This window comes from Methanolobus chelungpuianus (assembly GCF_024500045.1).
GTDB lineage: Archaea > Halobacteriota > Methanosarcinia > Methanosarcinales > Methanosarcinaceae > Methanolobus > Methanolobus chelungpuianus.
Genome location: NZ_JTEO01000002.1, coordinates 562602 through 586819, shown reverse-complemented (window position 1 = coordinate 586819; position 24218 = coordinate 562602). Strand labels below are relative to the sequence as shown.

Genomic DNA, 24218 nt, shown 5'->3' with positions numbered 1-24218 from the left:
AAAAACAATGGTTTTGCAATATTTAAGCATTATCAATAGCGCAGGATAAGAAAAAAGCCAGAATAAGAGCTATGAAAACGAATGATAAAAAAAGAGAAGAGAAGTAGGCATGAAGCCTACTCTGGTCTTATTGAACTTACTTTGCCGGGATGATGAGTGATCTCTCACCAGCAGGCTCGAACTCTCTGAGAGCTCCCCTACCGAATTCCTTCCTTGGAGCAGTGAAGTCAAAGGGCAGGAGTTCGTCTGCGAAACAGACCTTGATGAGTGGGTTGACTGCGAATGCGTCTCCACGGCCTGCGTGTGCAGCGGAAGTGATACCGGAGTATCCACCCTGGTGTCCGACGTTCATTGCGTAGTTGGGGTAGTTTGGTCCACGGAGCTCGATTGCCAGACCTTCGTCTGACTGGTATGAGAACACGTTGGTTGCACCACACTGGTCCTGCAGGTCGTAACCGAAGAATCCGAGACGGCCGTGTGCTTCCTTGTGCAGGTACATTGAGAGGTACCATGCGGAGAGACCGGCATTTCCGTTTCCGGTTGCGATTGCAGTTGCACAGCCTGCTGCTGCGGAGAGGCTGGTTGCCCTCTGGGAACCTCCGAAATGGTCCTCGAGTGTGGTCGGGTATTTCTCGTAGTTCTCAAGACCGTAGATGGTGGATTCTGTTGCGATGTCCTTGACAACGTCGAGGGTTGCCTTGACCTTGTTGTCCTTACCGGTCTTTGCTGCGTCCTTGTACTTGTCGTTGATGTAGTCTACATCGTAGTAGAGGTTGTCGTCAAGGATGTTGTTGGTGTATGCTGCGGTTGCGTACTGTGTGAAACCGACACCACCGGACATGTATGATCCGAGCCAGATCTGGTCGTAGAGCATGCATCCTCCGCCAACTACCTCGAGGGCTACGTTTGCCGGGTCCTCAGGTGTTACACGGCTGGTCTGGATGATGTCCGCGAAGTGACCGAAGGAGATACCTCCTGGCTCGTTTGGACCACGTGCGCGCCTTGCGGGGAGCATTTCACCCATTGAGAGCACACCTGCGTGCTTTGCTGCATAGGAAAGGTCAGCTACTGCTGCTTCACCGGCACACATGCTGTATGCGGAGATGAAGGACATACCGACCTGCATGGCCATCCACCTGCTGGTCTGTGCACCGTCGGTTACTCTGCTGACGACGGTTGGGATGTGGGCTGCCTGCCAGGTTGTCTTTCCGATTGCTGCCTTGAGGGTTGCTGCCTGATCTGCAGGGAAGGTCTTGTTGATGTCGATAAGGAACTGCTTGTCAATCTCATCTGCAAGCTCATCGTCACCGGTGAAGACCTTGACGTAACAGTCATCTACGAGAGCCGGGTGGGTCTCGACCATGTGTTCCTGAACTACTGCTCCTCCCGGGAGTGCGTGGTTGAGGGTCTCAAGGTAGTGGTTGATGGTTTCAGGTGTAACCTCGATACCGAGCCTCTTCTCAAGGGTCTCGTGTGCAAGGTCCATACCGACGACCACAGTCCTCCTGATGTCGTCCCACATCTGCTGCATTGCAGCGTTGTTGACGTAGTGGAGGTCATCGATCTCGACCATCATGTCAGTGCCTGAGATGAAGGACGGGGTAAGTGCTCTCTGACCGAGTGGGATACCACCGCAGTGCATCATTGGGTTGTAACCGACGAGGCCTCTCTTCTTTGCGATCTCCTGACCGGCCTTTTTCATTTCAACTTTACGGGGGTTCTGGTCAACACCAAGGCGGTAGTATTTACCGACCATATCGGTGATCTTGCCACCCTCCATTTTGTTGTTTCCGTGTTCCTTTGTGAACTTGATCTCCATGTGCTTTGCAAACATCTTCTTTCTGTCATTTGCCATTATCATCACCTCATTTGTTCAAAGGCTTGAAGCCGTAGATGGTTCTCTGGTCGAATACTCTGTGGACCCACTCAATGACTTCCTTGTCATCTCTGAATGCGACATTGTCGACACGGTAAATAGTGGTCCTCTTTGCGGCCTCTGCATCTGACATTGGCTTGCCGAGGTTGACCTTCTTGTCTATGGGCCTGCCTACCTGGTCCTTGTGCATTATGATGTTGTTGCCTTCCTTCCTTGCCCTGTCGAGCATGTCGAACATCACGCCGTCTTCAGGGAGTCTCAGGGAGTGACCGTGGACTGTTGCGCCCCTGAGGCTTGACAGTGCCGGGCAGGTCATCTCTGTTTCCAGCTGGAACTTTGCAACCTGTTCCATGTCCCTCTCACGTGCCTCAACGACCTGACGACCGGAGAGTGTTCCCGGGTCGACACCTCTGAAGTTGATTGCTGCGTTGTAGGATCTGAAGTATGGTACTGACGGACCGTTGTACATTGAGTCAACGAACTGTACGTACCTTACCCTGTCACCAGCCTTTGCTCCTGGTGTTGCTTCGACAAGCTGCCTGATAGAATCATCCGGCTCACCCATCTCTGCGAGTGGTGGGTGGGTGCTTGGGTAGTCACTTCCCGGTGCGCGGTGCCCGAGTACGAGTGTCAGGTCATCATCGGAGATGTCTCTGAGTTTCTCCACTTTACCTGACATGTGCTTCCTTCTGTTTTCTGCAACGGATGTTGCTCCTGGATAAAACTGGGGTTTATATGCCATAATCATTCACTCCTAATTCTCTAATGATCTCATTGTGATCTTTACAGCTTTCACGAGTTCGTTCAGTTTTTCCCTTGAACATGATTCTCCTCGTGTAACTCCTGTCACAATTTCCATAACCCTTCCTTTTGTCAGAATATCACTATCTTTGGGTTTTACGATCTTTGTCTTGACTCCTGCCTCTGCAAAATCCTCAAAATCCACGAGGGTCTGGCAGACAACTACTGCAGGAACGTTCGCTTCTTCCAGAATTGCCTTTACCTTTCTTACAACGTGCTCTCTTATATTACCGGTGTGGATCACCGCGACCTTGTGCCTGTTGATCTGTGCAATCTCTTCGGGACTTATCCCGAACGAACCGGAGCCCATGTTGGTGTCCGGAACCCCTGAACCCGTGTTCAGGACCATTACACTGACCTGTATCTCTTCACGACGCATGCCGTATGTGAGCTCACATACCGGCTTTGTGATGTGCCTTCTTCCGGGACTCATTGCTATGGCGATCACATCGGCCCTTCCGGTCTCGGACAAAGTCCCGCGCTGGGCGAGCCCTCCTCCTCTGCCAAGGCCCATGCCGTGCCTGCAATCAACAACCTGTGTCTCCCGGTCGAACATTTAATCACTCGCTGTCTTTCTTTTTAAGGATACATACGGGCTTATTTCTCAGTTTGCCCTTCGGATCGGTCATTCCAAGTAAGAGAGGATCCGCATCCGGTCCGCGTTTTGCGTAGTCGGTTACGGTCTGTGTGGTTGGTATGAAAAGGCCTTCCCTGAACTCATATGAGAACGGAAGCAGCCGGTCACAGATTTCCCTGACGTTCTCCTTTACATCGGCATCGGCGACTTCCAGACGAATACCACCTACGCTCACTTCAAGATCCATTTCCTGGCCGGCAACCATGATAATCCTCCTTGCGGGATGATTCACCGTTTCGCCGGTAGCAGGGCCGTAGGGTACTGTTTTGGGTATCCTCGGTCCGTGGACGAAGAACCTGATAACACCTTCCAGCTCTGCGATCTCATTGAGCAGTGCCTCGGCAGTATCCGGGTTTAACAGCCTGCCCGGATATATTTCAAGCTGCAGGTAATCTGTATCTGTTGAAGGGTCTGACATATCTGTTTAACCTTTGATATCCTGACTGGGTTTTGTGTCTTAGAGAGCTCCTGCTACTGCCTTGATTGGCTCCTTGAACTCTGGTATTGATCCGAACACGCTGCCCACGAGTGCTGATGTCTTCTCGACTGAGAACATCTGTGTGCCTGCATCAAGTGATACTGCTGCACAAACACATGGAATTGCGAAACCTCTGGAGTGCCTGGTCACAACGTGGTTACCGTTGAAGATACCCGGTCCGCCGCCGCCGTAGATTGAGTGGCTGAAGAAGGAGAATCCGACTGCGGTACCCTGTGCCCTTCCCATGTCACAGCCTGGAAGGCCTGTTTCCTTCTCAAGGATGTCGTTGAAGTACAGGAGAGTTGATGAAACGTTCTGTGCCGCCCTGCCTGCACCACAGTTTACCATGGTTGCTGCAAGCTGTCCTACTGCTGCACATGCGTTCCACATGGAAACGTCATTTGCCTTGTAGAACTTGTATCCGGATGGTGCGGTCTTGTCAACGGAGATGATACCTGCCTCAAGTGCCTTCTCGACTGTTGACTGGACGACAGTACCGATTGTACCGTTCTTACCGTTCTCCTTGACGATCTCGTAGACGAAGTTGCCTGCGTTGAGACCCTGGTATGCAAGACCAAGTAACTGGTGCCTCTCGAAAGGACCGACAGCGTTACCCATCTCGTACATGCCTACCTGCTCGAAGATGGATGAGAGTGCTGCTGCATTCATTGCCTTCTTGCCGGTGATGGCTGCGATGTGGTTGGTGGTGATGTTCCTCAGGGAGTATCCGAGACCTTCGTTGTTCTGTGGGATACTGAGGATTGATGCAATGTTTCCGCCCATCATGTCCATGGTCTGCGGGTAGCTTCCCCATACAGCGGACTTGACGATTGGTGCATCGAACATATCGGTCTTGTACATGTCGATGATTGCCTGAACGACTGCTGCACCGGTCACAGTGCTTGCAGATACATAGTCAGCGCCTACAAGTGCCCTTACGCTTGGTACCTGTACAAGGAGCTGCTTTCCGCCTGCGAGCACCTTTACCTGAGTGTCATCGCCTTCTTTTGCCATCACGAATTTCTTGACAGCATCCTGGATTGCGCTTGCATTGGCAACGACATCGTACTTGAGTTCTCTTCCAAGGATCTTACGTCCGAGGCCGCCCATCTTTCCGCTCTCGAGAGCCTTCTCGATACCGGCAAGGTTGACTGCAACGGTTCTCTTGGTGTCTTTAATGATGTTTTGAATTGCTGCATTCCTTGTTGGCGCAATATCCATAAGATCGACACCACTTTCCAGCAATTTACCTCTATCGTCGTAAATGTCTATTTTATCAGACACGTGTATTTTCCTCCTATGTTCTTATTCAGAAATCACCCAGCTGGAAATGTACAGTCCGAGTTACTGATGAACAATTACTCTGTACCACATATGTCCTGTACGAAAATTTTCCATCGGGAATTCTCGGAACTATTAAGTAACGATGGTGTTTAAACCTTTTGCATCATACTGTTCCCAATCACGTAATCACCGGACATTAATGTAAAATACTTTTGAGATAAGACCCTCCAATTATAATGAATAATATATTCATTTACACTCCGGCAGGGTCCCCCTGAGGACAGATAAGAATCTATCGCAAAAGTTTAAGTAGTACATATAGTGTCTAAAAAACACTATGGAAATCATCGCAGATGTGGGGGGGAATCCCGGTGTCGATTGCAAGGGATTCTGTGCCTATTGCTATTTCAAGAAGGTAAAGGAAGTGCAGCCCTTTGGATGCAAACATTGTTTTCCTTTCCTGAAAGGTTGTGATTACTGTACGAGAGGCGTGCGTGAATCATACTCCGGGTTCAAGCCTGCAGAGTACGTATTCCAGGAAACCTACCAGAAGATACGCTTCAGCCAGGAGGATATCGACAAGATAACCATCAGCGGAGGAGGAGATATAAGCTGTTACCCGGAGCTTATGCCACTGGTGGCCAACCTTTCCCAGTTCGGTCTGCCCATCCACCTGGGATACACCAGCGGCAAAGGCTTTATCGAAGGCAACGAAGCAGAGTTCTTCCTGAGATACGGAGTTACTGAAGTCTCATTCACGGTTTTTTCAACGAACCCCGCCCTGCGTGGAAAATACATGCATGACCCGCATCCTGAGCAATCATTGCAGGTGCTCAGGGATCTCTGCGCCGGCTGCGATGTCTATGCAGCCATTGTGCTCATACCCGGAGTCAACGACGGACAAGCCCTTGAAAAAACACTCAGTGATCTGGAGTCCATGGGGGCGAAGGGAGCCATACTCATGCGTTTTGCCAACAGACGCGAGGAAGGGCTTATACTCGACAACGCACCGGTCATGGAAGGAATAGATAGCCAAAGCATAGAGGATTTTGCAGGCATTGTACACCAGGCTGCCGGGAAATACGACATGAGAATAACCGGTACGCCCCTCGGGGACCCGCTTATCGGCTCACCCTTTGCCATCAGGAAGGAAGATGAGGCGCTTGCACAGCTTCCCGCGGTCATCAAGGATGCGACACTGCTGACAAGCAGGGCTGCGGCAGATCGCCTTTCTGAAGTCTTTACCAGGCTCAATAGCAGTGTCAACGTGGTTGCGGTTGGAAAGGACATAGGATGCCTCATCACCATAGAGGACCTGGAAGCCCTGGACCTTAATGATGTAAAGGAAACGGTGATAATTCCCGGAAGGGCCTTCGTACATGATCCCGAGGCGAAGAAGGTGCTCTCAAGGGACGGTATCGACAGGTTCGTGCGCAGGGGTCCTGATATGCTAAGCTATGATGGCGAGATGTCCATCGGGATGAGCAAAGAGGAAGTTCTCGCTTTCGAGATCGAACAGTTCACCGAGCTGATCCGTGAGATCAATGCCATAGGGCTTCCGGTCAGAAAGTAACATACCCATATAATATCATGATCACATGAACTCGGAGAGCCCCAGCTGCCTGGACTTGTCGTTCTCGAAGAGGGATTTCATGTCCAGACCCAGCAGCTCAATCCTCTGTTTCGTATAATTCGATACGTTATACTTCTCAGCAACCCTCTTTGAGACTTCAAGGTACTTTTTTACAGCGCCTTCGTGGACTGTGAGTATCACGTTCCCACCGCACTTGGGGCATATTCCCGTCAGTGGCGGCCTTCTGAACTTGGCGGCACATTTCATGCACCGTGTACCCTGCCTTGAAAATGCCCTGAGGTTACCGAACATATCCGGCAGGAAATGGGATATCAGCACCCGTTCCGCGACATCTGCAGCATCGACCGCGCGCAGCTTATCTGCAAGGGCAAGCTGGGCGTCCATTTTCTCCACCATGCTGCCCAGTGTCTTGTAGGCACAGTTCAGGGGTCCTGCAGCGATGTCAGTCGTATCGTGGGTGAACATGAAATTATCATACTGGAGGGGCGTGCCAAGCCTGCGGCTTACAAGGTCTATGACCTTCTCGAAGTCCTTTGGGTTTGGGTACTCAAGGGTTGCCTCATAGAACTCCAGCGGATAATGATCACACACGTCAATATTATGCGCCTCCTTGTCCACCTCACTGGGATCGAGCCTTGTGGTCAGCACGAGGGGAGCATCCATCTTGCCTCCCCTCTTCTCAGGAAGATAGTCACGGGAGAAGTTCAAAAGCCCGTCCATGAGCATCATAACGCAGTCTTCGTCACCGTCGCAGTTACGCCTCTTTGCAGCATGGAAAAAAGGGTGTGCATAGCCCACCGAAGCTTTCGTGAAACCGACAAGCCGGCCCAGCACTCCAGCAGATGTATGGGGAGCAAGTCCCATAATTAGCGCGCCTACCAGATCCTCGATATGCTCGGCCTTATAGAATGCCTCCTCCCTGTAATACTTCACAAGCAGGTCATCGATATACTTGCTTGTACGCAGCAGGTACTCTGCACAGTCATAGGAGACCACAATATCCTGGACCTTCAGGCACACTACCTGATCCTCCCTCTCAAGGGGTTTTCCATAGGCGTCCTCGTAATATCCCAGCCCGTGCAGCATGTCCACAGTTATTCCAAGCTCATCGGCCCGGATATGTGTCAGGGGGATGTCGGACATATCGTACCTGACAGTCCCGTCCTTGAAAGTGAATACATCATACTTGGCCCTCAATATACCTTTTTCCAGGGGCTCCGGCGTCATATCCCTGGACATCATGCGCTTGACGCCTTTGAGCTCTATGCTGCTATCGCGCTCGCCAAGCCTCTCAAAAGCTCCCTGGTAGATGCTTTTGAAGTCGATCGCCTGGATCTTAACACATGTGGTCTTGGTGCCGCATTTCGGGCATTCCTCTTTCTGCACCGATATGCCGCATCTCGGGCAGGACAGCTTGGGGATGGTGAATTCCCCGCAGCCGCAGCGGTATTCATAGGTCTGGGTCCCGCATGAGGGACATACCCTGTTGCCGAGCTCCACTTTTATGAGACCTATCCTGTCGTTCATAGACTCCTTATAGCTGGCAGCGCTCTCCAGTTTCCTGGTATTCCCGCCCGTATCGCCTATCGGGAACAGCACATGGGGAGCAGGGGACATTTTCCTCTTGTTGGATTTCTCAGGCCTTCCCATCCTTGCGCCTATCCTCATGGGAGCACGTGCGCGGACTATGAGGCCGCTCACCTGGTTGACAGCCTCAAGGGCGTCCCCGGACTGAAGATTCTCCCAACACCTGCCAAGTTCCTCATTCAGTCCGAGGCAGCGTATGAAAGGCTTCGGATCGACAATTGTTATCTTTTCGCCCCTGATCCTGTGATGCACAAGCAACACTTCAAGGATATTCTTAATGCCAGCAGAACATGCGAGGTCGAACGGGAGTTCCAGACAGCCCTCTTCCTTATTGAGCGAACCATGCCCGGACACGAATGCCGACAGCCTGGCAAAATCCTCCGCATTAATATCGTGCCAGAGATGAGTGAACTTCGGATGCAGGGGCGCTCCATAGGCCTCGCACAGTTCAAGTGCGAACTCCTGTGACGGGTCCTTCAGGACAGAGACATCCAGACCATTATCAGGAGCGATTTTATGGAATTCCTGTATCCACCATTCAAAACAATATGATGCGGGGATCAAAGGGTGATTGTTCTCCAGGAAGTCACCGTAATTTATAAGTATCTCGCCTATGTCGATAATATACTCCACTTCAGGGTGCAGCTCATAGGCAGTCTTTTCATCATCTATCCTGAGCAGGTCTCCGGACTTCAGTCTTACCGTCGGCCCTTCCAGGGAATCCACCGGGGCCATGCCCGCTGCCTTGCCGGGGCGCTCTACCTTAAGCTGCGTGCCCGCGACAATGAAACTGTCCAGAATTACCATACTGGCAGGGCTTATTCCGGCCGCGGCAAATGATGTGTTCCTGGATCTTCCGTACCGCAGCCTGAAGCCTCCCGGCCGCATTGGATGAGAGAACACAGGCCTGCCTGCTATCAGGTCGGTGAGATACTTCTCCTTGGGCTTGATACCTTTTGTCTCGTCCTTGCTCTCGCCGCCCTTTGTACCGGAGATGAGCTTGTTGAGCCAGTCCCAGCCGTCAAGCTCCAGCTTATTTACATGTTTCAGGACCTTGGGTGCTTTCAGGGCCAGGCCCTCGGCAAGCACAAGGGCCATGCCTCCGCGTATCCTGTTGGTCTCTATCCTGTCCATGTCGCGGTGACCCTCCACCTCTTCAGCCTCGGTGGGCTCCCCGTCTATACATATGGGACAGTTCTCGACTATCAGTCTGATCTCATCCTCACTGGGAGTGTACTGCAACGTAGCCACACGCCTGTAAAGCAGAATCTCCTCAACGTACCTTTCAACCTCTTCCTTGCGCGGCTTGTACCTGTCAATGCCCACAGCGCGCCTTACATAGTCCCCCACAAGCACGGACAGGGCCTGGGCCGTGCCTCCCGCACTGCGTATGGGGCCTGCATAAAAAATACTTATATACTCGGAACCGTCGTCGTTCTTGCCTATGTCAACACGGTCTATACCTTCAATGGGCGCCGCAACCACACCCTCGGTGAGCATCGCAACCGAAACACGGATAGCAGCTTCAATGGCCGCGGCCCGGGAAGGGAATTCACCTACAACACCCTCGGCCACTGCCTTACCGATAGCAAGTGCGCCTTCCTCACGGGACATCGTCTCATCGAATATGCGTATCTGGGCTGCCACGCCTTTTACGCCGATGAGGTTCTCCACCCTGTCCGCAAGGTCCTTTGCGAGAGGTATCTCCACCCAGGGCTTTGGGTCCTTGCCCCTGGAGCGCGCCCTGTTGGCAATCTCGATCTCGTGTTTCAACTCCGACTCAAGAGTCTCAAAATAAGCCCTCATGGAGTCGCTTACAACTATCTCGCCCATTTACAACCTCTGCACATGACCTGTTTTACCTATTCCCTATTGTGCCTGAGGATAAAAAGTATTGTCCTGCAAAAAGAGAACCGGTGATAGATAGTTCAGGAGTTACTATGAGAAGCAGTTACTATAAAATACAAGTCGTTTTTACAGCTGCAAAAAAAACCTGCACCTAGCGAACATCAAGTTCGCTGGCAAGGTCTTTATACACACGGCCTTTGTCAGTCGTCACGAACAGGTTACCCTTTTGTTCGATGAGCTGCTTGTCTTCAAGTCGTTCCAGATATTTGTTCGCTATCGTTGAATTAAGGTTGGCGCCATATACGATTTGCGTCTTCTTGGCGCCGTTCATAGCAATCTTCAAAATCGCAAGCGTAATGTCCAATCTACTTCTTCTGATAAGAATGCCCCCCAGCTTCTTTTATACAGTAAGCCCCGATTAAGTATTTCGGGCTGATAAATGAATATTGAGTCACAAATATTTAACCTAATCGTTTTGGAATATTCTTTGCAAATACCATTAAAGAACAAAAAACCTTTTTATATAAACGCAATAACAGCGTTCAGCGCAGCTATATTCACCATCGGGCATGTAACAGATAGATTTATAATAAATACCGATGTAGAAATGTCGAAAATCTCATATTGCGGGAGTAACCAAGCGGCCAACGGTGGTAGACTCAAGATCTTCTCGCGCAGGCGTTCGGGGGTTCGAATCCCTTCTCCCGCACCATACAGGTGATCTTTTTTGGCAGCAGACATTTCATATGATACTGTGGTGAACTCTGTCGTTGAGATACTGAAGAAAGCCCAGACAGGCCTGCCACAGGATGTTACCGATGCCCTGAAAAGGGCCGCATCGCAGGAGTCCTCGGATATCGCAAGGGAGCAGATCGGGGCCATTCTGAAGAACATTGACATAGCATCCCGAAAGCAGGTGCCTGTCTGCCAGGACACGGGAATACTCATCTTTTTTGTAGAGATCGGGCGAGAGGTTAAGCTTGATTTCGACCTTGAGGCAGCCATCATCGAGGGAGCGCAGATAGCCACAAAGACCATTCCTCTCCGCCCCAACGCAGTGGACCCGCTCACGCGCCATAACACCGGAACCAATACAGGCAACGGGATCCCGGACATAAAGTACGAGTTCGTTGAGGGTAACATGATAAGGATCACTGCGGCTCCAAAGGGAGCGGGGTCTGAGAACATGAGCGCGATAAGGATGTTCAATCCCACTGAGGCAGACCGCATCCGTGAATTTGTGCTTGAGACCATACTTAAGGCAGGCGGCAAGCCCTGCCCTCCGATCATTGTAGGTATAGGCATCGGAGGTTCTTTTGACAAGGCAGCAAGACTTTCAAAGCTCGCCCTGCTGGAGGACACGGACAAGATGGATGATTTTGAGAAGAGCCTGCTGGAAGATATAAACGCCCTGGGTATCGGCCCCATGGGACTTGGAGGAGACACCACGGCACTTGCGGTACACATCAAAAAGGCCTGCTGCCACACAGCATCCCTGCCTGTGGCTGTCAATATACAATGCTGGGCCAACCGGCATGCTTCGGTTACACTGGGAGGTGGCGAATGACCGAGTTCCATCTCAGCATGCCTCTGAAGAAAGAAGAACTTGAGCAGCTCTCGACAGGGGATGTGGTGTATCTTACAGGCACGGTCCTCACAGCCAGGGACGAAGCTCATGCCCGGATACTCGAGCTTGCCGGAAAGGGAGAAGAGCTTCCCTTCGACCTGGAAGGCGCTGCCATCTATCACTGCGGGCCCCTGATGCGGCAAAAGGATGACAGATGGGAAGTCGTTGCCGCAGGTCCCACCACCAGCGCACGTATGTCAAAGATGACACCCCGGCTTCTTGACAAGTATAATGTCACCGCCCTTATAGGGAAAGGCGGGATGGACAATGTCGCAGGTTCGCTAAAAGGAAAATGCGTTTACCTTGCATTTACGGGTGGATGTGCCGCCCTTGCTGCAGAGAACATCCGTGAGGTAGAGACTGTGCACTGGCCTGACCTGGGAATGCCGGAAGCCGTATGGGTGCTCAGGGTCGAGAACTTCGGACCGCTCATAGTCGGCATAGATGCAAAGGGCAACGATCTGTTCGCAAAAATAGAGGAGAGGGCCAGGAAGGTGTTCTCCGGCCTCAGATAAGGAATGTGAAGATCGTCCATGCTATCATTGTCATGATAACAGAGTGCTTCAGTCCCTGGGTCACAGCCCCTTCACCCATCTGTCCTGCAACAAGCCCGCTCATGAAACCCTGAATTACGGCCGCATGCATCATGAGCCTTGTATACTGGGCCGGGTCAAATCCCCTTATAAAACTTGAGCCTGCTCCTGAACCCTGCGCCGCTTTTGCAGCTTCTGCCATGGTCGGGACGAAGGTGGATGTCAGCATCGCTATGACGAAAATGAAGACAAAGAAGGACATGTAGCTGATGACCACATACACCATCATGTTCCCGCGCCTTTCACGTTCAAGCAGCTTGACCTCCCTGGCATCCCGGGCAGCCGCTTCCAGCACAGAGGACACACGTCCTCCTGCCCTGCTTGCCTGATTGATAAGCGAGACCGACCTCACGATTACAGGAGTAGGGACCCTTTTTGAGAAGTTCTTCAGCGTCTGCTCAAAGGAGATACCCCATGACATGGACCTGTCCATCTGCTGAACCTCCTTCGTGAGGGCGCCATACTCTCCTCTCGAAACCGTGCCCACAGCCTTTGAAAGAGTAAGTCCTGCCCTGCTGAGCTCGGAAAGGTCCCTGAGGAAGGTCGGCAGATATTCCTCTACTTTGTCTATATTCGTGAACTTTTTATGAAAAGCGATTGCTGGCGGGGTGACAATGATCAGGACCGTGAAGATCATGACATCATCTATGAGAGGGGTGCCCCAGGTCATTCTCAACCCAAGCAAGAAGACGATCAAGGCCACCGGCAGGCTGATCACAAGAGTGTATTCCGGATGAGCATAGAAAGTGCTGCCAGGGTTTTTCAGGAATTCCTTGATAGTTACATTCTTCTTTGCTTCTTCCATCCTGGAATTTATCAGGCCGTCTTCCAGCATGCATAATTCTTCCTCGCTCAGTAGCTCGTCAGAAGGAGGTTCACGCCGGACCAGGTCTTTCCGGATCAAGTCAATTACTTTCATCTTATGCCTCCGGGGTCAGACTGCTTATAAGGATAACATACATGATACTTCCAACAGGGATCAATGCATAGATGATCAGGTAGAGGAATATAAGCTGTGCACTGCCCATGATCGACATGATCGACATCACTACTATAAGGAATAACGGACCTGCCACAAAAGCAGTCACATAGGTCTCCCCCAGCAGACCCAGGGTTTCAAGGAACTCTTTCTGGTTCTGCCTGTTCTCCTGCAGGTACTGGTCTGCCTTAACCTGGAAATAGGTCTCGATCTGACCTCCTGAAGTAACAACGGTTATTGCCCCCTGCAGGAAATCCTGCAGCATTAAGGAGGGGGTCGTCGCCGAGAGGTTCTTCATAGCAGTAACAAGATCGTGGCCAAGTACTTCGAGATCACGTACAAGGTATCTGAATTCAACTGATACCTGCCCATATATGCTGTTATTGGCAAGAGAACGGAAAAGATCCACAGGAAGCACACCTGCACCTGACATTGCAGACATGTAGTTCACAGCGTAGGGCAGCATCGTATCGATGTTCCTCTTTCTGTCACCGGCCATTATTAGCGGGTACAGCAGGAATGTCTTGTAGACCACAATAAATACCAGGACCACAAGAAGTATACTACCAACCAGAGCGACCAGCAGGGGTTTGTATACCATGTAAGGAGCAGTCCAGGCAGGAAGCATCAGGCGCGAGGCCCGTATCTCAGGCACTCCCAGCAACATAAGAATTGCCGTAAAGCCAATAAGAGATATCACCGAGCAGAGGAGGGAACTAAGCAAGGCACCTGACATATAGGTATCATATGCCATGTCCATCCTGTTCTTCATCAGGTTATAGCGAAGACCGAAGTATTCCACTCTTCTCTTTGTATAGTACTTGCCAAAGATGTTGAATGCAAACGTAAAATACAGGTTAGACATACATATCCTGCCTCACCATCTTCATTACTGTTTCCGGTTCACGGTTGTATGCAACCACTATCTTGGCAAAGTCCCTGAAGTGAGCAACCTTCTTGCTCTTGGTCCACTCAAGGATCTCCTGGCGACGCTTCAGCTCATCACGTACCCTCTCCTCTGTCCATCCCCTGCTCTCCATCACACTTTCAATAACATAGGATCTGCCGGAGTAATGGAACATGTCCCTTGCTGCATCCCATGAGAACACATCATTTGTCAGCAGTTCGCCGGTCCTTGGGTCAACGCCTACGATCTCCGTGAGCGTCTTGCATCTCCTGACACGCTTATCTCCTACCTTGACCTGAACCTGGATAGCTATAAGATCAAGCGCCTGGATCATTATCCTTGGAACATTGATAGGCGGGTTTTCCAGCCTGTGGATGGCCGAGGCAACCGAGTCTGCATGCATTGTCGAGAAAGTGGTATGTCCTGTGGACATTGCCTGGAAGAGTGTCAATGCCTCTACTCCGCGCACCTCACCCACAAGTATGTATTCGGGCCTCTGCCTCAGGGAAGCCCTTAGAAGCTCGTACATCTCGATCGAACCCTTGTCAGCGCCTCCGAAGGACTGTCTTGTGACACCGGGGATCCAGTTGGGGTGGGACAGGTTAAGCTCCCTTGTATCCTCTATGGACACTATTTTCATTTCAGGCTGGATAAAGAGGGATACGGCATTCATTGCGGTCGTTTTTCCTGATGCAGTGCCTCCTGCAAATATCAGGCTCTTGCTTGAATCCACAGCCAGCCACAGGTAAGCCAGCATTGCCGTTGAGAATGTATGGTAGTCTATCAGGTTTGCAGGTGTTATGGGGTTGTCCTTGAACCTCCTGATGGTGAAGGTACTCCCACGGGTGGTTATCTCACGCCCGAGTGTGAGCTGTATACGGGAACCATCCGGCAGGGTTGCATCCAGGAGCGGGTTCGCTATGGAAATGTGCCTTCCGCATATCTGGGCGATCTTGATGGCAAAGGAGTCGACCTCTTCGTCGTCTGCGAACTCCACGCTGGTGGGAATGGAGTTGTAAACCTTGTGATAGACATAAATAGGCGTGTTGGGGCCGTCACATGACACATCCTCAAGGTTGGGGTCCCTCATGAACACGTCTATTTCTCCGTAGCCTACAAAGTTACGGACGATGTAGTACATTATCTTTTCACGTTTCTTAGGAGAGATATCGATCTGGTACTCCTGGAGATAATCCATTGTCTTTTCCCTGAGGAAACTCTCTGCGTTCTGCCGGGACACTTCCTTGAGATTTATATCAAGGGACTCGATGAACCTGATCTTTATAGCATCCAGCAGTTCCTGTTCCTTCGGGGAAAGCCGGGGCTCCAGCGCCTGGTACTGGAACTCGTGTGATTCCGGGTTGTATGCTATCCTTACATAAGCATAAGGCGCGTTTACATCGTACAGCTCCACTTCCTTGTAAGGGCTGTCTGCAGGAATGGTAAAATCAACCACCGGCCCGTGCTCTATCATATCGTAAGGATCGCTGTTGATCTTCTTCCTTGAGAAGAGCTTGTTCATGCGGTCCTTAAGGCCTTCCTTCTCTTCTTCCTCTTCAATATCCTCCTCATCAATGACAGGCAGCTCGAAGATCTCCTTGAGTATCATTCCCCAGTAGGTTTCTTTTTCTTCGGGGACATCATCCTCGAAAATGTCCTCGTAGGGAAGATCTATCTTACCTTTAAGCTCCTCGACGCTTACAGTCTCATCCTCAGGAAGTATGAGATTTGCAAGCTCATCCACAAAAGAGTCTTCATTGATACGGGGGATGATCTCACTTGTGTTATCGTCTGCCAGATCTTCAGAAGGCCGGTCATCAGCAGATATTTCCTGCCCGCTGCTTTCTGAAGTGTTACCCCTTAAGGCCGACAGCCGGGAGCCCAGCTTTTCTTTTTCAGTTAGCTGGTTGTCTTTCATTCCCTGAGCATGCTGTACGTGCTCACTACCCTGCTCCTGGTCAGAACGCACAGCAGGATCCGCTTTATCGGATATATCCTTATCAGAATGATGATCCATTTTATCTCCTCGTGCAAACAGATCATGAGCTTCTGCTCTTAGACAAAGAGAGTCTCTTGCCTTTCTTTCCTTTCTTGCCCTCTTGATATGTTTCAACTGCAGGTACTTTTAGCCCTGCCACTGATGCTGAAAGGCGATTGAATCCCACTGAGACGGGGGAGCCCGGGTATTTCACCACAACAGGGGCCTTGAAAGCCAGGGACTTCTTGACACTGATATCCTCAGGCAGATTCTCAAGTAGTCTGATACCGAGGGTACCCTCTATCCTTTCTGCGTTAAGTTCATTGGAGGTTACTGCGCTTCGATTCAGGAAAAAGCCAAGGAAGGGCTTGTTCATGGATTCGGCAATGGTCTTTACCTTCATTGCACCTGCAAGGGAAGCAATGTCAGGATTCATGACAAGTATAAGTTCATCTGCGAGGGATATCGCTGAAATGGAATTCTTGGTGATACCCGTGGGAGAATCAATTATGATAAAATCATAGCCTTCCCTGAGACTTTCCACTACATCAGCCAGCCTATCGGGATCCGTGTTAAGAAAGCTCTGCAGGGATATACTGCCAGGCATCACTTTCATGTTGTTCGGCCCATCATATATGGCTTCTCTGGCATCAGCGTTACCTGCAAGGACATCGTGCAGTGTGGCTCCGGAGGTTTCAATGCCAAGCATGAGCCCGACTGTGGGCATTCCTATATCCGCATCAATGAGAAGTGTCTTCTTGGCAAAACCTGCGATCGCAGCGCCAACATTTATTGAAACAGTAGTCGAACCGGTACCACCTTTTCCGGAGATGGCAGTATATATCTTTGCAGTCATTGAGCACCCCTTTATAAATATTAGTGAGTTGTTTTCTGTGCCGACCTGACAGGCCAGCATATCTCAAATATAAATATATTTATTAAAATAAGGTAGTGTAAATATAAAAAGATACCTATGCAAGCATCAGGATTTATAAAGGAGCACTTTCAGCAGACTAAGCAACACAAGCAGTATTATACTATGATAAAAGAAGGAGAATCATGCAAGAAAAGAATGGGAAGGATGTTAGGCTCTTCATTTATCATGCAAGCCAGTGTGATCCGAAGAAATGCACAGGAAAGAAAATGGCACGTTTTGAACTTGCCCGCCTTTTTGAACAGGTGAACAGGATACCACGGGAATCCATTTTACTGGACCCCATGGCAGAGAAAGCGCTCTCTCCCGAAGATAATGCCAGAAAGGGAATAACTGTACTTGATTGCTCATGGGAGCACGTGGAGGAGGTCTTCCCCCAGCTGGTCAGGCTCAACCTCCAGCACCGTGCACTGCCTTACCTGGTTGCAGGTAACCCCGTGAATTTTGGCAGGCCATTCAAGCTCACGTCTGCAGAAGCCTTTGCCGCCGCCCTGTACATCCTTGGCAACAAAACACAGGCTCAGGCAGTGATGGACAAGTTCAACTGGGGACATACCTTCCTTGAGCTTAACCACGAGCCCCTTGAGGAATACTCCCGGGCAAAGGACAGTAAGGAAATACTGCGGATCCAGAGCGAGTACATGTAATAAGAGGACTGGAAGACCCATGAGACCGCAGATAGGAGTGATAGGTGCGGGTGCCTGTGAGGAGTCAGTCGGGAAGGCAGCAGAGGAAGTGGGAAGAGAGATAGCAAAAAGGAACGCTTCCCTTATATGTGGAGGACGCAGCGGCGTGATGGAAGCTGCTGCGAGGGGAGCGAAAATGGAGGGTGGGACCACCATAGGTATACTTCCCGGAGATAGCCGCCATGGCGCAAACCCATTCATAGATATTTTCATACTGAGCAATATGGGACATGCCCGCAATGCCATCATAGCCCAGTCATGCGATGTGCTGATAGCTATAGGAGGGGAGTACGGAACACTTTCAGAGATAGCGCTTGCCCTGAAAATGGGTAAAAAGGTAGTTACATTCCGGTCAAAATGGGAAATAGAAGGGACTGTAAAAGCCTGCAGTCCCGCAGAGGCTGTCGAGCTGGCAATGAATGGCCTTGGTGTTTGATCGGCGCATACTCTGATAGTTTCCACTACATGTGACGGTCAGAACTCCACTATGATCCCCAGCGGACAGTGATCGGAACCCTGGATGTCCGGCATTATGAACGAGTCACGGATGTTCTCCATGGTGTTCTCGCTTGCATAGAAATAGTCTATCCTCCAGCCCACGTTGCGTGCCCTTGCCCCCGCCCTGACGCTCCACCAGGTATACTGGCCCGGCTCCGGGTGGAAGAACCTGAAGGTATCCACATATCCCTGTAAGAGGAACTTGTCTATCCATGCCCTCTCTTCCGGCAAAAAGCCTGATATGGTCTCGTTCTCCTTCGGGCGGGCCAGGTCGATCTCCCTGTGGGCCGTGTTCACATCGCCGCATATTATGAGCTTGCGCCCCTGCCCTTTCAGTTCGCGGGCATATTCCAGGAAAGCATCATAGAACTCCATTTTGTAATCAAGCCTTTCCCGGGAGGCCTTGCCATTGGGGAAATATATGTTGAACAGCACGAACTGCCCGTAATCTGCTATCAGGACCCGGCCCTCAGTATCGAATTTGGGGATACCGAAACCGCACTTCACACTTAAGGGCTCCCTTTTGGTGTATATGGCCACACCGCTGTAACCTTTCTTTTCAGCAGAGGAGAAATAACTGTGATAACCCTGCACTTCAGTGAACCCGGAACCCAGCTGTCCCTTCTGGGCCTTTGTTTCCTGGATGCACAGGATATCAGGTTGCTCTTGCCGCATCCATTCAAAAAAGCCTTTTTTCTGCACGGACCGGATTCCATTGACGTTCCATGAGATGATCTTCATTTTTTCCATAGTGACCCATGTACAAATGGGCCTCATCTATTAAAACCGATGGGAAAGGATGCACCATATAGGCACAGAACAAAGGAATGGATTTTTCACAGATTGCAACAGACTTGTGTTGTACATCTGATTCTGGACTTTTTATTCAACCTTATTCATGGCGAATTTCCAGTTTTCAGAGGATTTACCTTAAAACACTATAAATAGAATCAGTCACACAAATATGGTTATATACTTATTCTATGATTCAGTATTCTGAAGGAAGCAGAGATAATGAGGAAGGCGTTACTTGATGTTATTTTTATGTCAGAGAAGAGAAAGAACACTCTTTTATTATTGAAAGACGGACCTCAGGAAATGGAATATCTTCTCGGCTCTCTTGACACCACTAGACAGGCACTGCTTCCGCAGATAAGAGTACTGGAAGAGCATTATCTTGTTTCTCACAACAAAGAGACTTATGAGCTGACGCCCATTGGAAAATTGATCGTTAAGGACATGGCTCCTCTAACAAGCACAGTGGATGTCCTGGATAATGATATTGATTACTGGGGAACACATAACCTTGGTTTTATCCCGCCTCATTTGGTCAACCGGTTGGATCATTTGCGTCCCTGCAGTATAATAAATCCTCCTTTGATGGAGTTATATGATATTAATAAAGATTTTCACAAGACTTCTGTGGAATCAAAGGCACTGTCCCTTTTTTTCACATTCCTCTATCCTAATTTCCCCGAGATCTACAGCGAATGGATAGATAACGTGGACCGCATAAAGTATATTGCCAGCAAGGAGCTCTTTGAAAGGATAAGCTCTAATTATAAGGATGAGTTTAACAGATATATCAGTACAGGGAAGTTTGACCTGTTTGTCTATAATCATGACACGAATTTTGTTTCTTTCGGTTATAATGACTACTGTGCCTTTTTCAGGTTGCTGTCGAAAACTGGCGAATATGACAACAAACAGTTGATTTGCTTCAGTTCCAGCGCAGTAGAATGGACAACTGAATTATATGACCATTATCTCAAGGCTTCAATACCGGCCACAGAACTTTGATCAAAATATTCCCCGCGTGAAAATATTTTCGACTACGAGACTGTTTTATACTAAAAAAACCTTTTCTGGATTAGTTGATAAGTAAGGAGAGGTGCTTGAAGCCACTACTCTTTGAAGCACCACTCTTCCCTACGGATCCGAGATATTCCCCAATATCCCTCAAGCCGTCTTAATGGCTTACCAAGTTGGATAGAATGAGGCGCCGATAAACCACCACGCTTTAAGGCGCCTCTCTCCTTACGAATCCGGGATGTTCCCCAACATCTCTTTCCTACTCCGCTCCCTTGCGGCTCATTTTACCCCACGACCCGTAATACCTAGTAGTTGCTTTTTTTATATAACCTGAACCCGGTTTAATATCTGACATGAGGTTCTTTTTGGCAGGGCCATGTTTTTCAGCCAGAATCAGAAATGAGTGTATCAGATCATATTCCCGCGGTAACATAAGATTCAATGCTGTTGAAAATTCAGGGGATGGGAGATATTTTACGATCCATGCAAATCGTTTGTTATCGCATATTCCAGCGTCTTATGATTATAACCGCGCTTGTGAAATTCAGGACGGGTTATGTTAAGTAGGAATATGTAATTGACAAGAGAAGTCAGGATGATTCCTCAGCAGTGGGTTGAGAAATGATTCCTGTTAAAAGTGGGGTGAATAAATGAAGCAATTAAATGAATGTCCTGAGTGTAAAGCACGTCTGCGTGACCTTTACCAGAACCTGCAGCATTGCGCAATATGCGGATACTGGACCCGTAAGGGGACAGCCAGACTGGATTCCTTGATGGTATTTGCATAGAGGTGGGAGTATAAGAGAACAAAAAATAGGATCTTGCAGCAGGTGTAAGGCAATCCTTACAAAAGAGATAGTGGGCCCGAACACACTCTATCGCTGCTCGGATTGTGAGTGCCATTCGTCTCCTGATGATGGAATGTGTATCGAATTGTAATGCAAAGAACATTGCTTACGTATCAAGTAGAATACCCGTATAGATTAAGGAGATTTGTTACATGTGCTTTTGGATAAAGTTCAGGCAGGATGAAAACACATTTCGAGAGGTGCCCGTGCATGCAGACACGGAGGCAGAGGCTAAACATGTATTCCAACACGACTTTCCGAACGTAAGTAACTTTGAGTTAATTCACTACTGAGATAAAAAACGTGATTTCCTTTTTACTTTTGCTTCAGGATCAAAGTTTCTTTCCACTAAATAACCCGCTACTAAAAACTGTATAGTGTAGAATGGTTTCCTGAGTGGGCAGTTAATGAGACCTTTGATCGATCTGATATTTGCATCTGAGAAGAGAATGAATGCGCTTTTAATGCTACAGGAGGGGCCGCAGGAAACAACGGCCATTATGGAAGCACTGGATACGTCCAGACAGGTGCTACTTCCTCAGATGAAGATTATTGAATGAAAGGCATCTTGTACGAAGGATCGATGACAGCTATGAACTGACCAATTTAATATCCGCACAATGAAGTGTGTCTGATAAAGACGAACTAGTGACTCTCTTGCAGCTTACAGATAGATTGCAACTCTCCCTGGCGTGCAAGTGCCTATATGCCGTGCCCGGACTGCCTTCATCTATATACATTAAACTCATATACCTCTTGCATGTAATACGCCCATGACCGTGTTGTATTTAGCACACACAGAGATATGATCAGAGATAACCGGAGGGAGGGTGTAAATGGCCGCAGTGGAAACTAAGGAAAGATTGGGACGTGGCCTGGGCTTTTTCTCGACCTTTGCCATTGGCACCGGCACGATGATAGGCGCAGGGATATTCATCCTCCCGGGCATCGCCATGGCAAACGCTGGCCCGGGCGCGATACTATCGTTCCTGCTGGGTGGCATCATATCGATCGCTACAGCCATCAGCATGGCGGAACTGGCAACCGGGATGCCTTCTGCGGGCGGGAGCTATTATTATATAAGCCGCACAATGGGAGCTGTACTTGGCACGGTCATCGGCCTTGGCTCCTGGCTGGCATTGATATTCAAAGGCTCCTTTGCCCTTATCGGGCTTGCAGAGTATTTCCAGCTATTCTATTATCTCCCGCTATACCTCATTGCAGTCGCAGCAGGCATCATCCTGCTTGTGATCAATTACCGCGGTGCAAAAAGCAGCGGTTCGCTGCAAAACGTTATTGTTGCATTGCTGATACTTATCCTTCTTGCCTTCATATACGAAGTTGCACTCTTCGTAGAACCGGATAACTTCAGGCCTGCAGTGCCTTACGGACCTGTGTCCGTACTCACCACCACCGGGATGATCTTCATATCCTATCTCGGGCTTGCAGAGATCTCTGCGGTCTCGGAAGAGGTCAAGAACCCATCAAGGAATCTTCCGCTTGCATTCATTGCCTCTGCAGTGACAGTTACCCTGTTCTATGTAGGCATAATGGCAGTGGTGGTCGGAGTAGCCACCCCTGGAGCATCTGCATCCAGCGTCACCCCTCTTGCAGATATCGCAAATACCCTGGCAGGAGACACAGGAAGGATTATGCTTATATTTGCTGCATTCATTGCCACGCTCTCCACAGCCAACGGGGCCATCCTGTCGTCCTCGAGATTCCCTTTTGCCATGAGCAGGGATGCGCTCATGCCGCAGTGGTTCATAAGGATCCACAGGACATTCGAAACGCCTTCCAATGCAATACTTGTCACGGGTATCATTATGATCCTTCTTCTGTTCCTGTTCGACATAGAGCAGCTGGCAAGGCTCGGGGGCGCTTTCAACATAATTATCTTTGTGCTGCTCAATGTGGCTGTGATAATACTCAGGAAGCGCACCCTGCCGGGATATGAGCCTACTTTCAGGGATCCCTTCTTCCCGTTGACCCAGATCATAGGGATCGCAGGAAGCCTTATACTGCTACCGCTTCTTGGGATGCTGCCCCTGTTCTTCGCACTGATCATGGTGTTCGCAGGGGCGGGCTGGTTCAGGTACTACGGAAGAGGGAAGGCCATGCCCAGGTACAACCTGTTCGATCTGCTGGAAAACACAATCGATCAACCTACTATAAAGACCGGGCCTTTTGCCAAGGTACTTGTACCCATATCCAACCCCAGGCACGAACGTGATCTGCTTAAACTGGCTGACTGCCTGGGAAGTGAGATGATAGGACTTCACGTGATCAAAGTGCCGAGCCAGACAAGCCTGCAGGTGGCCCGCGAGACATACCATGACAGGCATATGGAAATGGATTTCAGTTTCAGGAGGGAATTTGACAGATATCCTGCGATCCTTGGTCACAAGAGGGACTACATCGTTGCTTTTGACCATGACGTCGCAAACTCGATAATAGAGCAGGCAGAGATCGAGAACGTTGACAGCATAATTATGGGATGGCACGAGTCAAGCAGATTCCAGTACTCCCTTGGCGAGGTCGCAAGCGAAGTGCTCACTTACTCTAAAAAGCAGATCCTCCTTATGAAAGGATACCTGCCTGACAGGATCAGCAAGATCCTAGTCGCATACAATGGGAAGGAAAATGCTGTATACGGCCTCCATCTTGCAAAGAGACTGGCTGCCAATACAGGAGCAGGGATCGTTGTAATGGCAGTCATCAGCCCCGATATGGAACCGGATATGAAGGAAGAGATCACTGCCAGGATATCGGAACTGTCAACGAAGGAGGACACAATACCTCTTGAGTGCAGGATACTGGAAAGGTACTCGATCGAGGATGCCATACTGGAAGCTGCTGAAAGCAACGATCTGACAATTATCGGGGATTCCAGCCAGAGGTTCAAGATATCTCTTCTCGGGACACTTTCCCAGAGAATTGCCAGGCACTCCAAGAAACCTGTACTTATAGTCAAGAGGTCCAAGCCAATATCCAAGGAAAGTCTCAACTACATGCTCAAAAAGTACATCCGCAGGTACAGAGCCAGAGTGAACAGAAAGAAGGAGTCACAGGATAATGGCCTGCCGGGCCTCTGAATCTGCACTGGTGGTGTCTGTCCTTATCCCTTTTATATTCAGACCTGATAACATTCTTTCAGCCCTGCTAATGGCTCTACTTTCCTGCAACTTTCCTATAAAAGCCTTGGTCTGCTTCTGATCCGGCGCTGACCCGGTCCTTACTGTAAACCGGAG

20 protein-coding genes and 1 tRNA gene are annotated in these 24218 nt (G+C 49.7%); 9 read left to right on the top strand and 12 right to left on the bottom strand.

The features are described from left to right. Positions 1 to 136: 136 nt before the first annotated feature. Genes mcrA through mcrB form a run of 5 tightly spaced genes read right to left on the bottom strand, consistent with a single transcriptional unit; the run spans position 137 to position 5076 of the window. The gene (gene mcrA, locus PV02_RS03850) at positions 137 to 1855 is read right to left on the bottom strand and encodes a coenzyme-B sulfoethylthiotransferase subunit alpha (RefSeq protein ID WP_256622039.1); all 1719 of its coding nucleotides are present in this window, start codon (positions 1853 to 1855) and stop codon (positions 137 to 139) included. A 10-nt stretch (positions 1856 to 1865) separates the two neighbouring features. Further along, complete coding sequence (gene mcrG, locus PV02_RS03845) at positions 1866 to 2618, bottom strand: coenzyme-B sulfoethylthiotransferase subunit gamma (protein ID WP_256622038.1); 753 nt, start codon at positions 2616 to 2618, stop codon at positions 1866 to 1868. 12 nt (positions 2619 to 2630) lie between these two features. Then, positions 2631 to 3233, bottom strand: coding sequence for a methyl-coenzyme M reductase I operon protein C (mcrC, locus tag PV02_RS03840; protein ID WP_256622037.1), 603 nt, complete (start codon positions 3231 to 3233; stop codon positions 2631 to 2633). Positions 3234 to 3237: 4 nt separating this feature from the next. Continuing rightward, a complete protein-coding gene (gene mcrD / locus PV02_RS03835; RefSeq protein ID WP_256622036.1) occupies positions 3238 to 3732 on the bottom strand; it encodes a methyl-coenzyme M reductase operon protein D in 495 nt (164 codons plus the stop codon). Positions 3733 to 3771: 39 nt separating this feature from the next. Beyond that, positions 3772 to 5076, bottom strand: coding sequence for a coenzyme-B sulfoethylthiotransferase subunit beta (mcrB, locus tag PV02_RS03830; protein ID WP_256622035.1), 1305 nt, complete (start codon positions 5074 to 5076; stop codon positions 3772 to 3774). Between the two features lie 337 nt (positions 5077 to 5413). Here mcrB and mmp10 point away from each other — a divergent pair, with 337 nt between their 5' ends. Next, positions 5414 to 6649 (top strand): methyl coenzyme M reductase-arginine methyltransferase Mmp10, encoded by a 1236-nt coding sequence (gene mmp10 / locus PV02_RS03825; RefSeq protein WP_256622034.1) that lies wholly within the window; start codon positions 5414 to 5416, stop codon positions 6647 to 6649. A gap of 21 nt (positions 6650 to 6670) precedes the next feature. Here mmp10 and PV02_RS03820 read toward each other — a convergent pair whose 3' ends face one another. Both PV02_RS03820 and PV02_RS03815 read right to left on the bottom strand, forming a co-directional pair. Then, on the bottom strand, positions 6671 to 10090 hold the full coding sequence (locus PV02_RS03820) for a DNA polymerase II large subunit (protein ID WP_256622033.1): 3420 nt from the start codon (positions 10088 to 10090) through the stop codon (positions 6671 to 6673). Between the two features lie 166 nt (positions 10091 to 10256). Then, complete coding sequence (locus PV02_RS03815) at positions 10257 to 10469, bottom strand: winged helix-turn-helix domain-containing protein (protein WP_256622032.1); 213 nt, start codon at positions 10467 to 10469, stop codon at positions 10257 to 10259. A 262-nt stretch (positions 10470 to 10731) separates the two neighbouring features. Between PV02_RS03815 and PV02_RS03810 the strand changes: the two genes are divergently transcribed. From PV02_RS03810 to PV02_RS03800, 3 genes are all read left to right on the top strand, one after another. Next, positions 10732 to 10817 (top strand) — tRNA-Leu (locus tag PV02_RS03810). Between the two features lie 15 nt (positions 10818 to 10832). Continuing rightward, positions 10833 to 11672 carry a fumarate hydratase gene (locus PV02_RS03805; protein WP_256622031.1) on the top strand — a complete coding sequence of 280 codons (840 nt, stop codon included), beginning with the start codon at positions 10833 to 10835 and terminating at the stop codon, positions 11670 to 11672. Beyond that, positions 11669 to 12247 (top strand): FumA C-terminus/TtdB family hydratase beta subunit, encoded by a 579-nt coding sequence (locus PV02_RS03800; protein ID WP_256622030.1) that lies wholly within the window; start codon positions 11669 to 11671, stop codon positions 12245 to 12247. The genes PV02_RS03805 and PV02_RS03800 overlap by 4 nt, the downstream gene beginning before the upstream one ends. Here PV02_RS03800 and PV02_RS03795 read toward each other — a convergent pair. The 4 genes from PV02_RS03795 to minD are packed head-to-tail and all read right to left on the bottom strand — an operon-like array spanning position 12240 to position 17045. Further along, positions 12240 to 13244, bottom strand: coding sequence for a type II secretion system F family protein (locus tag PV02_RS03795; RefSeq protein ID WP_256622029.1), 1005 nt, complete (start codon positions 13242 to 13244; stop codon positions 12240 to 12242). The two genes, PV02_RS03800 and PV02_RS03795, sit on opposite strands and share 8 nt — an antisense overlap. A gap of 1 nt (position 13245) precedes the next feature. Next, the gene (locus PV02_RS03790; RefSeq protein ID WP_256622028.1) at positions 13246 to 14169 is read right to left on the bottom strand and encodes a type II secretion system F family protein; all 924 of its coding nucleotides are present in this window, start codon (positions 14167 to 14169) and stop codon (positions 13246 to 13248) included. Further along, the gene (locus tag PV02_RS03785) at positions 14162 to 16228 is read right to left on the bottom strand and encodes a type II/IV secretion system ATPase subunit (protein ID WP_256622027.1); all 2067 of its coding nucleotides are present in this window, start codon (positions 16226 to 16228) and stop codon (positions 14162 to 14164) included. The genes PV02_RS03790 and PV02_RS03785 overlap by 8 nt, the downstream gene beginning before the upstream one ends. Positions 16229 to 16250: 22 nt before the next feature. Continuing rightward, the gene (gene minD, locus PV02_RS03780; protein WP_256622026.1) at positions 16251 to 17045 is read right to left on the bottom strand and encodes a cell division ATPase MinD; all 795 of its coding nucleotides are present in this window, start codon (positions 17043 to 17045) and stop codon (positions 16251 to 16253) included. Positions 17046 to 17248: 203 nt separating this feature from the next. Here minD and PV02_RS03775 point away from each other — a divergent pair, with 203 nt between their 5' ends. Together PV02_RS03775 and PV02_RS03770 are read left to right on the top strand one after the other, a co-directional pair. Continuing rightward, positions 17249 to 17770: a DUF367 family protein gene (locus PV02_RS03775; protein WP_256622025.1), complete on the top strand. Its 522-nt coding sequence runs from the start codon at positions 17249 to 17251 to the stop codon at positions 17768 to 17770. 19 nt (positions 17771 to 17789) lie between these two features. Further along, positions 17790 to 18245 carry a TIGR00725 family protein gene (locus tag PV02_RS03770; RefSeq protein ID WP_256622024.1) on the top strand — a complete coding sequence of 152 codons (456 nt, stop codon included), beginning with the start codon at positions 17790 to 17792 and terminating at the stop codon, positions 18243 to 18245. A 38-nt stretch (positions 18246 to 18283) separates the two neighbouring features. Here the strand turns inward: PV02_RS03770 and PV02_RS03765 are convergent, their stop codons facing one another. Next, positions 18284 to 19057 (bottom strand): exodeoxyribonuclease III, encoded by a 774-nt coding sequence (locus PV02_RS03765; protein WP_256622023.1) that lies wholly within the window; start codon positions 19055 to 19057, stop codon positions 18284 to 18286. Positions 19058 to 19351: 294 nt separating this feature from the next. Here PV02_RS03765 and PV02_RS03760 point away from each other — a divergent pair, with 294 nt between their 5' ends. From PV02_RS03760 to PV02_RS03750, 3 genes are all read left to right on the top strand, one after another. Continuing rightward, entirely contained in the window at positions 19352 to 20107 is a 756-nt protein-coding gene (locus PV02_RS03760; protein ID WP_256622022.1) for a helix-turn-helix transcriptional regulator, read from the top strand. Between the two features lie 662 nt (positions 20108 to 20769). Next, on the top strand, positions 20770 to 20907 hold the full coding sequence (locus PV02_RS03755) for a hypothetical protein (protein ID WP_256622021.1): 138 nt from the start codon (positions 20770 to 20772) through the stop codon (positions 20905 to 20907). An 896-nt stretch (positions 20908 to 21803) separates the two neighbouring features. Next, the gene (locus PV02_RS03750; RefSeq protein ID WP_256622020.1) at positions 21804 to 24062 is read left to right on the top strand and encodes an amino acid permease; all 2259 of its coding nucleotides are present in this window, start codon (positions 21804 to 21806) and stop codon (positions 24060 to 24062) included. The last annotated feature ends 156 nt before the right edge of the window (positions 24063 to 24218 follow it).